Consider the following 11453-nt stretch of genomic DNA (forward strand, 5'->3'; position numbering starts at 1 on the left):
GCATTAGCGCCGCCCGATCCATACTCCTTTTGGGTGTCTGCGATGAGGAATGCCTGTCAGGCGGCGACCTGCATCAGGTCGAGCATGCGGCCGATTGCGCTCGGGATGGGGGCGATAATCGGCGTCGAAAACATCGGCTGGAGCTCGTCGGCCGCCTGGCCGAGCGGGCCGCCGCCGATGATGACGGCCTCGGCGCCGTCGAGCTCGATGCATTGGCGGACCGCCTCGCCGAGAGCCGAAAGCAGCCGATCCGGGTGGGCGGAAAGCGCCAGCGGATCACCCGAAGTGCAACGGATGCCGGTATATTGTTCCCAGACGCCGAGATCGCGGGCGCGGTCGTCGATCGCCTGGATCAGTTCCGGCGTCGTGGTGGCGACGCCGAATTTGCGGCCGCCCTGTGAGGCCTCGATCATCGAGGCCTCACAGATTCCGATGACGGGGATATCGAGCCGGTGCTTGAGCGCGGCAAGGCCGGGATCGCCGAAGGCGCTGACGACGATGCCGAGGCATCCGACCTCATGCTTTTCGCCGATCTCGACGACCTCGGCAGCGGATGCGTCCAGCTGCTCCGGTGTGACGATCATCGGCGGGTTCCGCATGGCCGTGGCGACTGCCACGGCCATGCGTCCTGATGCTGCCCGGCGTGCGATGGCGACCATCATGTCGCTGGTGGCACGCGAACTGTTCGGGTTGATCAGAAGGATATGTGCGCTCACGTTCTCAGTTCCACGCCGACTTTGATTTCAGAAGTGTCAGCCTTTGCCAGGTCGGCATCGGCAGGCTGGGTGAGGTCTTCCATCGACATGCCGTAGGTTTCGGGGCCGAGCTGGATGCAGAAGGCAAAGACCGCATACATGCCGGCGGCAAGCCCGAAGACACCGACCATGCCGTAGACGTCGAAGAGGGCGCCGGCGATGGTGGGGACGAAGGAACCCGCGGCCGAACCGGTTGCCAGGATCAGCGCCACGCCGAAGGCGCGGATGCGGGTCGGAAAGAGTTCGGGCGCATAGATCCAGATCGAGGTGTTGAGCAGCAGCACGAAGAACTGGAAGATCGCGCCGAACATCAGCACCAGATAGATGTTGGTGCCGAGATAGGCGATCGAAACCGCCGCAAGGCAGGCGAACACGGCGCCGAGCGTCAGCACCTTCTTGCGCGGGAAGTAGTAGCCGAACATCGAGGCGGCGATGGCACCAAGCACGCTGCCGCTCTGGATGATCATGCTGTAGAGCAGGCTGCCCTGCAGCGTATAGCCCATGGAGACGAAGATGATCGGCATCAGCGTCAGCACCGAAAGCTGGGCGCCGTAGCTCATCAGGATGGCGATGGCGACGGGGATCGTGCGGCCGATGAAGGGCGCGCGGAAGAGTTCCTTCCAGTCGCTCTTGGCCGGCTCTTCGTCTTTCAGGTGATCCTTGGTCAGATACTCCTGGACCTTGAGATTGCGCGGGCGTAACGAGCCGGAGGCAAGGATGGAGAGCACCTTGTTGGCTTCGTCGATCTTGCCCTGTGAAGCCAGGAAGCGCGGGGTCTCCGGCACGAAGCGGCGATAGAAGACGACGAGCAGAGCCGGGAGCGCGAGGGCGGCGAAGAGCCAGCGCCAGCTGTTTTCACCCGGGAAGAGGGTGAAGATCATCAGGCCGAAGGCGGGCGCCAGGAAGTTGCCGAAGCCGCCGGCGCCGACATTGACGAGGCCGGCCGCCGTGCCGCGGAATTTCGGCGAGCAGAATTCCGACAGCATGGTAACGGCCGTCGAGATTTCGCCGCCGACGCCGAAGCCGACGATGGCACGGGCAAAGCAGAGCGTGGCGAAGTTCGGCGCCATGGCGCAGGCGGCCGAGCCAATGGTGAAGAGCAGGAGGTTGATGGTCAGCATCACGCGTCGGCCGTAGCGGTCGCCGAGGATGCCTGAAAGCAGGCGGCCGATCGCCGCGCTGCCGAAGGTGATGGTGTTGAGGAAACCGATGTCGGTGCCGGTAAGGCCCCAATGTTCTTTCAGGATCGGGCCGGCAACGCCGATGGTGTTCTGTTCGAAGCTGTCGAACAGGCAGCCGATGAGCACGAGGGCGAGAATTTGCTTGTGGGCGCCGGTGACGCCGATCTTGGTGAAGGCTGATTCCAACTGTCTGATGACCGGCGATGACCTGCCGGACGGTACCATATTTTCCGCTGCCATGGTTCGTTCCCCTTTATGGCTTAACAACGTGAAAATGTGAAAATTCAGTTTCATGAAATCTACAGCATGAAATCTGAGTTTCATAGGAGATTCTATGACGCGCTGCGAAAGGAAATGGCCGCTCGCAACCCAGGCTATGGAATGCAGATTTCGTGCCACTCGGTGGGAAACGAAAGTTTCTCGTTTGCCGTCAAAAGCTTGGCGACAAATTGCACTCTAACGGGCGGTTGAAACCCAGATTTCTTGTGCTCGAAAAATGTTCTGCCGTTTCAGGCAAATGCCCAATCGGCGCTCACAATTCGTCGAGCGCGTCGTTGATCGCCTCGATGCCGCGCAGGCGGTTTCGGCCGGCGGGACCGGCGATTTCGATGCAACGCGTGGTGAGCAGATGGCAGAGCGCCATCACAGAGACGTGGTTGAACAGGGGCCCCGGCGCTAGCGTCTGGCAGCGGAAATGCCATTCTGCCTGGTTGAGGAAGGGAACGCCTTCGTCGGTGATATAGAGCAGCCTTGCGCCCGATTTTTCGAGCTGCGCGAGGATCGGTTCCATCAATGTGACGCGCCGGCGCAGGCCGAAAAGGATGACGACGTCGTCGTTGTTGATGCTGACCAGATGTTCGCCGAGCGTCTGGCCGCCGCCGGGAATGGCCGAGATGTGCTCGACCACCTGTGTCATCTGCCATTGCAGATAGGTGGCGAAGGAATGGCTGGCGCGAAAGCCGATGACCCAGACTTTGCGGGCGCCAAGGATGGCGGTTGCCGCCGCCGTCACCTGGGTTTCGGAAATGGCGAGAAAGGTCGCTTCGATATTGGCCACGCCCTGCGCCACATGGGACGTGAGCGACTGCTCGCCGCCGCTGTCGGTGGCGGTTGCAAGGAACAGGCGCGAACCGGTCTGCTTGTCGGCGCGGGCATGCCGACGCGCTTCTTCGTAATTGTCGTAGCCGAGCCGCTGGATGAAGCGAGAGACCGTCGCCTTCGACACATGTGCGAGCGCCGCCAGTTCCTGGGCTGAGTAGCTGGCGACCTCGCCTGGAAAATCGCAGAGGAAGTCGCCCAGCCGCCGCTCGGCCGGATGCAGTTCCGGCAGCACTTGGCGAACACGGGTGAGGAAGGAACGTTCTTTCGGGCTCATGCGATGTCCATGAAACTGGCGTTTCACGGCAATCTCTGATTTTCGCGGGGATATTGCAAGCGAGGCGGGCGGATGCCGCCTTGCTTTCAACGGCTGCAGACGCGGGCAGTTGCCCGCGTGCGTCAGTATTTCGACGGCACGTAGAGTTCCGGCGGCAGAACCTTGCGCTCGTAATCCGGGTTGAAGACGCGTTCCGGTAGGGAGATTTCCTCGTGCGGCACGTCCTCGTAGGGGATCTGCCTCAACAGGTGGTCGATGCAGTTCAGACGGGCGCGCTTCTTGTCGTTGCCTTCGACGATATGCCAGGGCGCTTCCGGGATGTTGGTTCGGGCGAAGGTCTCCTCCTTGGCCTTGGTGTAACCTTCCCAGCGCACCCGCGACTGCAGATCCATCGGCGACAGCTTCCACTGCTTCAACGGGTCGTGAATGCGCACCAGGAAGCGCATCTGCTGCTCCTCGTCGGTGATCGAGAACCAGTACTTCACCAGCCGGATGCCGGAGCGAACCAGCATGCGCTCGAATTCCGGCACGTCGTCGAAGAACTGCTCGACCTGGTCCTCGGTGGCGAAGCCCATGACGCGCTCGACGCCGGAGCGGTTGTACCAGGAGCGGTCGAAGAGCACGATCTCGCCGCCGGCCGGCAGGTGCGGCACGTAGCGCTGGAAATACCATTGCGTCTTTTCGCGGTCGGACGGTGCCGGCAGCGCGACGACACGCACGACGCGGGGATTGAGCCTCTGGGTGATGCGCTTGATGACGCCGCCTTTGCCAGCGGAATCGCGGCCCTCGAAGATCACCACCACCTTTTCCTTGTGATGGACCACCCAGTCCTGAAGTTTGATCAGCTCCGACTGCAACTTCAGCAGCGAGCGGAAGTAATCGATGCGCGGGATCGATGGCGGGTGGTTCTTGCGGTAGATCTTGCGGATCTCTTCCGACAGCGCCGGTTCGGAAAGCTCGAGTTCGTAGTCCTCGTCGAGCGTGTCGGCCAGTTCTGCTTCCAGCCAGTCCTGCGTTTCGATCTCGTCGTTCGACCTGTTCATCTGACCCTCCGGATTGCGTGTGTTCGACGACAACTTTGCGTGATGCCATCGTTAGTCGGCTTATTTCACAGCCGCATGAAGGGAATTTGACGCTGACCTCCACGCCCCGATCGGCGCTATCCCTTGATGTACCAGCCCCAGGGCTCGTCGGCGTCGAAACTGGTGATCTGCTTGGTCTCCAGATAATTGGAGAGGCCCCAGCGGCCGAGCTCACGGCCGATGCCCGATTGCTTGTAGCCACCCCAGGGTGCTTCGGCGAAGGTCGGCTGCGAGCAGTTGATCCAGACGATGCCAGCGCGAAAAGCGCGGGCGACGCGCTCGCAGCGGTCCCTGTCGGCCGACATGACGGCGGCTGCAAGACCGAAGCGGCTGTCGTTGGCCATGCGGATCGCGTCGGCCTCTTCGCCAAACGGCTTGACGCAGACGACCGGACCAAAGATCTCCTCGCGCCAGACGTAACTGTCTTCGCGCATATCGGTCAGCACCGTCGGTTCGATGAAGTAGCCGCTGTTGAGGCCGGCCGGGCGGCCGCCGCCGGCAGCCACCGTGGCGCCGTCCTGGCGGGCGCGGTCGATCGCGCCCATGATCTTGTCGTACTGCCCCTTCGAGACGATCGGCCCGAGCAGGGTGCCGTCTTCCAGACCATTGCCGATGGTGATCTTCGCCGCTTCTTCGCAGAGGCGCTTGACGACGGTCTCGTAGATTGACTCCTCGACGAGCACGCGCGAGGTCGCCGAGCAGACCTGGCCCTGGTTCCAGAAGATGCCGAACATGATCCATTCGACGGCCTTGTCGATGTCGCTGTCGGCAAAGACGACGAAGGGTGACTTGCCGCCGAGTTCGAGGCTGACATTCTTGATGTCCTGGGCACCGGCCATCATCACCTTGCGGCCGGTGACGACGGAGCCGGTGAAGGCAAGCTTGTCGACCAGCGGATGCTCGGTCAGCGGCTGGCCGGCGTCCTGGCCGGTGCCGGTGAGGATGTTGAGCACGCCGGCCGGCAGCCCGACTTCCTCGGCGATGACGCCGAGCTCAAGTGCTGTCAGCGGTGTCAGCTCCGACGGTTTGAGCACGATGGTGCAGCCGGCGGCCAGCGCCGGCGCCACCTTCCACGACACCATCAGCAACGGATAGTTCCACGGGGTGATCGCGCCGACGACGCCGAGCGGTTCGCGCACGGCGCGTGACGTGAAGCGGCTGTCGCCGACGGCGATCGCCTCCTCAGGGCTGGTGTCCAGTTCCTCGGCGAGACCGGCATAATAGCGGAAGCAGCCTGCGGCATCGTCGATGTCCCACAATGCTTCCGGCAGCGGCTTGCCGTTGTCGGCGACTTCGAGCCGGGCCAGCGAGTGGCGCTTTTCCTCGATCTTGGCGGCGATTGCACGCAGATAGGCGGCGCGCTCGTTGCCCGAAAGTTTTGGCCAGGGGCCGCTGTCGAAGGCGATGCGGGCCGCTTTTGCGGCCCTGTCCACGTCTTCGTAGGTTGCCGCAGGCGCACGATGGATGATCTCCTCCGTCGCCGGATCGATCACGTCGAGCGTGCCGCCGCGCCGCGGTTTTTCCCATTTGCCATCGATGAACAACCGGTCCTGCATGCAATACCCCTTTATAGCCCGGTGCGAGTATGGCCAGTCAAAGCGAAACACGCCAGCCGTAAGTTACGGCTGGCGTTGATCTTTTTGCCGCGAGACACTGCTCTGACGGTCGGTCGCCGACCCGCGCCACGCGAGGAACGGCAGAACCGGAAGCACGACGCAGGCGCTGGCAAAGAGCCAGAACTGCCCGAGGGTCACGAGATTGCTGGTATAGAAGGCTCCCGAGACGATGCCGGCGATCAAGCAGGCATCCATGAGTGGCAAGCTCACGGCGTAAAACACTGCCTGGCGCTCCAGGGACAGGCAGCGTTGCAGGAGGGTAAAGTAGGTAGCGAAAGCGATCATCTCCGGTATGCCGCCGACGATCAGCAGTCCGCTGGCCACCAGGGAGTTGGGGGCAAAAATCAGCGCGAAGGACGAAAGGCCTTCGAGCAGGCTGGAGAGAAGATAGGCGCGAAGCAGCGCCTGCGTACTGGTCAAAGCTCCCGCCAATCGGTGCGAGACGACAGCACCAATCAGGGCGCCGGCGCCCTGTGCCGCCAGAAGCAAGGTCCACATCTCCGGGCCGAGATGAAACTGGTCACGACTGAGCCAGAACAGGAACGGCTGCAGTGTCCCGAGCGAGACCATGTAGCCGAAGGCCGGGAGCAGCAAAGCCCAGAGCAAGGGGTTTTCGCGAAACATCGCAAGGGTTTCCCGTCCGAAGCCCGATGCGTGCGAGGGTGCCGCGTTCTCTTGCCCCGGCTTGTCGCGTGGTTGAAGCACCAGCAGAAGGGCTGCCCCGATCTGGGCAAGGGACAGCGCAAGAAGGGTTGTCACGATCGAGGTGGAGGCAGCTGCCAGACCCGCCGCCGGCGGACCGAAAATCTTGGCGAAGCGGTCGATCGCCTGGAAGGCGGTGTTGGCCTCCATGTTGCGGCCGGCTGGAACGACGGCGGCGCGCAGCATCAACAGACCCGGCGTGACCACCGCGTCCGCAGCGCCGATGACCAGGACGATCACGTGCAATGTCATTGCGTCCGGCGCGAACGCAAGGCCGGGAATGGCGATGGCGGTCACCGACAGGCAGCACAGCACCGGAAGCTGCGGGCCGCTGCGCCGTAGGAGCGAGGCGACGATCGGCGCAAGCAGGAGGCTCGGCAGCAGACGCAAGGCAAGACTGCCGACCAGTTCCGCACCGGCGCCGAAGCGGCGTGCAACGACGAGCGGCAGCGCGGCGACGAGCATCCAGGAGCAGAAGGAATCGACGGTGAGGACGAGGCTGATGCGCCGGAAGGCGGCAACGCCCCAAAGATTGGATTTGTCCATAGGAGAGCCCGATGAGACGCAATCGATCTCGGGTCTGCTGTATTGGGCAGGTTTGATGAGATCGAACGCGAACAGGATAAGCCCGCGCAAGAGGCGGACGGTTCTGGGCTCACAGATGCAAACCCCGCCTTGCGGGGCAAATCAGGCCATCAAATGGGGTTCGCTCGACATGGTCAGCCATTTACCATGGGTGCTTCTCAGGTGACAAGCGGCAGCCTTGATCGTCATGGCTGCCGCTGCCGAGATGCGGCTCTGTGCTATCGCGGCGCGTTGGCCAAGGCCGGCGTGACATTGGCGATCTGGGTGATCACCATGCCGCCGACGATGAAGAACAGGCCGGTCAGCCGCGCCGCATTGACCGGCTTTTGCGGGAAACCCATCAGGCCGTAGTGATCGATCAACATGGAAATGGCCATCTGGCCGGCGATGACGGCGACAATGAAGCTTGCCGCGCCGAGCTTCGGCGCAAGGAGGAGAGCCGCGGTGATGTAGATCACGCCGGCGAGGCCGCCGATCCAGATCCACCACGGACCCTTGAATGCCACAGCCAGGCTGGGCAACGGCGCCCGGAAGGCAATCAGCATCGGCAGGATGAGCGCGAGACTGACGCCGAGCGAGACGACCGTCGCCCAGAGCGGATGGCCGAGGAGGCGGCCAAGGTTGGCATTGGCGCCGGCCTGGAGGGGGACGACGGCGCCGGCGAAGATCGCCACGGCAAGCAACAGGAGGGAGGAGAGATTGGGCATTGTTTTTCCTTTTTGTTGCGGCGATCCTCCATCATCTATCTTGGGAATGGAAATTCCAATTTTTCACGTGCTATATTCGTATGATGAATAATCTCGGCGCAATCGACCTGAACCTGCTCGTGGTGCTCGACGCGCTCCTGGCGGAGCGCCACGTCTCGCGCGCGGCTCTGCGGTTGAACAAGAGCCAGCCTGCCGTCAGCCATGCGCTGGCGCGGTTGCGCGCTCTGTTCGACGATCCCTTGCTGGTTCGCCATGGCGGCCAGCTCGAGCCGACGGTGCGGGCGCTGGAGATCGCGCCGCAGCTTGCCGAAGCGCTCGCGCATATGCGTCTGCTCATGGGGTCTCATCCGTTCGATCCGGCGCGCGAGCCCCACGTCTTCCGGCTGGCGATGTCCGACTACGCTGCGCTTGTGCTGCTGCCGCAACTGATGACCGTGCTGCGCCGGCAGGCGCCGAACGTCGATCTCCTCGTCAGCCAGGCAAGCCGCGAAGTGATGATGGCACAGGCCGTCGACGGCGAAATCGATCTGGCGCTCGGGGTTTTCCCGACGCTTGCCGAGGATCTGAGGACATCATTGCTGTTCGAGGAGCACTTCGCCTGCCTGGCCGATCGCGCGAGCCTCGGCGGCGAAAAGACGATGGAACTTTCGGCCTATCTGCAGCGGCCGCATATTCTCGTCTCCCTGCGTGGCGATACCGGCAACGAGATCGACCTTGCGCTTTCGGCTATTGGACACAAGCGCCGCATTGCGCTGGCCCTGCCTCATTGGAGTGCGGCGCCGGGTCTCGTTCCCGGAACCGATCTCGTGCTTACGGTTGCGCGCCGGATCCTGCCCCGCGACGGGGAGATCGGGCCGCTCGCCATCTTCGCGCCACCCTTCGCGATCCCGCCCTTCGCCTTCCGGCAGATCTGGCACCGGCGGCGCGACGGCGACCCCGCCCATCGCTGGCTGCGAGATCTGATCACCGGCATCCTCGCGCCGCCGACTGGGGCCCCCGCGGCCGTGTGATTGGACAAGCCTGAAAACGGAAAGGCCCGGTGCGGAGATGCCGACCGGGCCTTTTTTATAGGCTTTGCTGCGCGTCAGTCGTGGCTGACGCCCTGGATCGCCGAAACCTGCCATTCGGAACCCGGCTTGCGCACGAAAGTCCAGAGCTCGACGGCTTCCGTGAGATTGTCCGGATCGCCGCTGATCACCTTGCCGGTGGTGCGGTCGCGCATGACGTCGATGCTCTCGTAGCGCATGGCGACGGTCGCAAATTCGGTTCCGTTTTCCGACCAGGCTTCGGCGACGTCGCCCTGAACGAGGTGCACGTCGCGCACATCGTTCTTGACGCCGCTCGTGGCGTTGTCGCTGAGCTCTTCGGCTAGGTACGACATGGCTTCCGGCGTCGTCAGGCGACGCAGCGTGCCGTAGTCTTCCGCGGCGTAAGCCGCCTGCACGTCTTTCAGCATCTTTTCGAACTGCTCGAGGTCAGACCCCTGGACGCCGATTTCATCGGCCGGGCCGTCGGTGACGGGCGCCGCCTGAGGGGCTGCCTGGGGTCGAGCCTGCGCCTGACCGCTTGCCTGGCCGCCGCCGATGCTCGGGATCTTGAACGACGGCATGCCGTTCGATGGCTGCTGGCCCGACGAGCGCTCGGACGGGCCGGCATAGGCTGTCTGCTGGCGGTTGCGGTTAAAGAAGCGCATGGCGAGCATGATCAGGCCACCGATCAGGAGCATCTGCACGATCAGGCCGAGGAAGCCGGCAGCACCGCCGAAACCGCCGCCCATCAGCATGCCGATGAGGCCGCCAACCATCAGGCCACCGAGCAGCGAACCGCCGAAGCCGCTGAGGAAGCCCGGACGGGCGTTCGGCTGGGTGGCGTTCGGGCGCGTCTGGCCGGCTGCCGGATTGGTTGCGGCCGGGCCTGCGTCCTGGCGCGGCGTCATCGAACGGTCGATCGGTGCCGCGTTGGTCGGCGCGGTACGGGTGACCGGCGGCTGCGAGAAGGTGCGGGTGCCGCGGCTACCGAAGCCGCCGCCCGAACGCCGCGCTTCGGCGACGTCCACAACGGTCAGCGCAACGACCATGCCGATCGCCATCATTGCCAGAGTTCGTCCAAAACGCCCAAATCGCTGCATTGCCATCACAACCCCTAAATCTTGCTTGGGCTCAAACCGAGCCATCAGGACCTGATATAGGGGCTCAACGCCTGAGATTTAAGCTTTTCGCGTCGCTTTTCGGCCAGTTTACCGTTATCCGACACCGCTAGCTGGCCGAATCCGGCGTGGAATCAGCATCTTCGGCGGACGCCCGAGTGCAGCCCGCCCTTGCCGCTGACACCTAGCGATTGACTGCCAGGATCATCGTCGCCGCCTTTTCGGCGATCATGATCGTCGGCGAATTGGTGTTGCCCGAGGTGATCGTCGGCATGACCGAGGCGTCGGCGATGCGCAATCCCTTCAGACCGCGCAGGCGCAGTTCCGGATCGACGACGCTCTCCGGATCGGCGCCCATGCGGCAGGTCCCAACCGGATGGAAGATCGTCGTGCCGATATCGCCGGCCGCGCGCTTCAGGTCCTCCTCGGTCTCGTAGGACGGGCCCGGCTTGAACTCGACCGGGTTGAAGCGGGCGAACGAGGGTTGCTTGACGATTTGCCGCGTCAACCGGATGGCGCTGACCGCGACATCGCGGTCGGCCTCCGCCGTCAGGTAGCGCGGCCTGATGTCCGGCGCGGCGGCAAAATCCGGACCCTTCAGATGTACCGATCCGCGGCTTTCCGGGCGCAGATTGCAGACGCTGGCGGTGATTGCCGGGAAGGAATGAACCGGCTCGCCGAACTTGTCGAGCGACACCGGCTGCACGTGATACTGCAGATCCGGGGTTTCCTTTTCCGGCCCGGAGCGGGTGAAGATGCCGAGCTGGCTCGGCGCCATTGCCATCGGCCCGGAACGCTTCAGCAGATATTCGAGCCCGATCGACGCCTTGCCGAACAGCGAGTTTGCCTTTTCGTTGAGCGTCGGCACGCCGGTGACCTTGTAGGCCATGCGGAGCTGCAGATGATCCTGCAGGTTTTCGCCGACGCCGGCGCGTTCGTGGCGAAGCTCGATGCCGTTTGCCTGCAGCACGTCACCACGGCCGATGCCGGAGAGTTCGAGGATATGGGGTGAGCCGATCGCGCCGGCGGAGAGCACAGTTTCGCGGGTTGCGCCGGCGCGCTTGACTGTGCCGTCATGCTGGAATTCAACGCCGGCGATGCGATCGCCCTCGATGATCAGCTTGCGCACATGCGCCTTGGTCAGAACTGTGAGGTTGCCGCGCTTGTGCGCCGGGCGCAGGAATGCCTTTGCGGTGTTCCAGCGGATGCCGGAACGCTGGTTGACATCGAAATAACCGGAGCCTTCGTTGCTGCCGCGGTTGAAATCCGGCGTCTCGGGAATGCCGGCTTCGCTTGCCGCCTTC

10 protein-coding genes (1 of these 10 running past the window's edge) are annotated in these 11453 nt (G+C 63.5%); 1 reads left to right on the forward strand and 9 read right to left on the reverse strand.

Annotated features, from left to right (window positions below):
* Window positions 1-56: 56 nt before the first annotated feature.
* The 7 genes from ASD01_RS25085 to ASD01_RS25115 form a co-directional block, all read right to left on the reverse strand.
* Window positions 57-716 carry an aspartate/glutamate racemase family protein gene (locus ASD01_RS25085; protein WP_034802354.1) on the reverse strand — a complete coding sequence of 220 codons (660 nt, stop codon included), beginning with the start codon at window positions 714-716 and terminating at the stop codon, window positions 57-59.
* Window positions 713-2176, reverse strand: coding sequence for an MFS transporter (locus ASD01_RS25090; protein WP_034802351.1), 1464 nt, complete (start codon window positions 2174-2176; stop codon window positions 713-715). Before ASD01_RS25090 ends, ASD01_RS25085 begins: the two co-directional genes overlap by 4 nt.
* Before the next feature lie 292 nt (window positions 2177-2468).
* The gene (locus tag ASD01_RS25095; RefSeq protein WP_034802348.1) at window positions 2469-3311 is read right to left on the reverse strand and encodes a MurR/RpiR family transcriptional regulator; all 843 of its coding nucleotides are present in this window, start codon (window positions 3309-3311) and stop codon (window positions 2469-2471) included.
* A 122-nt stretch (window positions 3312-3433) separates the two neighbouring features.
* Window positions 3434-4354 (reverse strand): polyphosphate kinase 2, encoded by a 921-nt coding sequence (ppk2, locus tag ASD01_RS25100; protein WP_060530005.1) that lies wholly within the window; start codon window positions 4352-4354, stop codon window positions 3434-3436.
* A gap of 116 nt (window positions 4355-4470) precedes the next feature.
* Entirely contained in the window at window positions 4471-5949 is a 1479-nt protein-coding gene (locus tag ASD01_RS25105; protein ID WP_034802338.1) for an aldehyde dehydrogenase family protein, read from the reverse strand.
* A 63-nt stretch (window positions 5950-6012) separates the two neighbouring features.
* The gene (locus ASD01_RS25110) at window positions 6013-7257 is read right to left on the reverse strand and encodes an MFS transporter (RefSeq protein WP_034802335.1); all 1245 of its coding nucleotides are present in this window, start codon (window positions 7255-7257) and stop codon (window positions 6013-6015) included.
* Between the two features lie 257 nt (window positions 7258-7514).
* Entirely contained in the window at window positions 7515-8003 is a 489-nt protein-coding gene (locus tag ASD01_RS25115) for a DMT family transporter (protein WP_034802333.1), read from the reverse strand.
* A gap of 80 nt (window positions 8004-8083) precedes the next feature.
* On the opposite strand from ASD01_RS25115, the gene ASD01_RS25120 reads away from it, so the two are divergent.
* A complete protein-coding gene (locus tag ASD01_RS25120; protein WP_234798713.1) occupies window positions 8084-9013 on the forward strand; it encodes a LysR family transcriptional regulator in 930 nt (309 codons plus the stop codon).
* 74 nt (window positions 9014-9087) lie between these two features.
* Here the strand turns inward: ASD01_RS25120 and ASD01_RS25125 are convergent, their stop codons facing one another.
* Window positions 9088-10092, reverse strand: a complete 1005-nt coding sequence (locus ASD01_RS25125) for a Tim44 domain-containing protein (RefSeq protein WP_371273172.1) — start codon at window positions 10090-10092, stop codon at window positions 9088-9090.
* 241 nt (window positions 10093-10333) lie between these two features.
* Window positions 10334-11453, reverse strand: partial view of a GMC family oxidoreductase gene (locus ASD01_RS25130; protein WP_034802327.1) — the 3' portion only. 476 nt of this gene lie beyond the right edge of the window; 1120 of the gene's 1596 nt are visible here — the last part of the coding sequence; its start codon lies off the right edge, out of view; the stop codon is at window positions 10334-10336.

Source organism: Ensifer sp. Root423 (assembly GCF_001426275.1).
Lineage (GTDB): Bacteria > Pseudomonadota > Alphaproteobacteria > Rhizobiales > Rhizobiaceae > Ensifer > Ensifer adhaerens.

Coding starts and splice junctions, on each gene's coding strand:
- ASD01_RS25090 (WP_034802351.1), bottom strand. CDS start 2,176: ATGGCAGCGGAAAATATGGTACCGTCCGGCAGGTCATCGCCGGTCATC.
- ASD01_RS25095 (WP_034802348.1), bottom strand. CDS start 3,311: ATGAGCCCGAAAGAACGTTCCTTCCTCACCCGTGTTCGCCAAGTGCTG.
- ppk2 (WP_060530005.1), bottom strand. CDS start 4,354: ATGAACAGGTCGAACGACGAGATCGAAACGCAGGACTGGCTGGAAGCA.
- ASD01_RS25105 (WP_034802338.1), bottom strand. CDS start 5,949: ATGCAGGACCGGTTGTTCATCGATGGCAAATGGGAAAAACCGCGGCGC.
- ASD01_RS25110 (WP_034802335.1), bottom strand. CDS start 7,257: ATGGACAAATCCAATCTTTGGGGCGTTGCCGCCTTCCGGCGCATCAGC.
- ASD01_RS25115 (WP_034802333.1), bottom strand. CDS start 8,003: ATGCCCAATCTCTCCTCCCTCCTGTTGCTTGCCGTGGCGATCTTCGCC.
- ASD01_RS25120 (WP_234798713.1), top strand. CDS start 8,084: ATGATGAATAATCTCGGCGCAATCGACCTGAACCTGCTCGTGGTGCTC.
- ASD01_RS25125 (WP_371273172.1), bottom strand. CDS start 10,092: ATGGCGATCGGCATGGTCGTTGCGCTGACCGTTGTGGACGTCGCCGAA.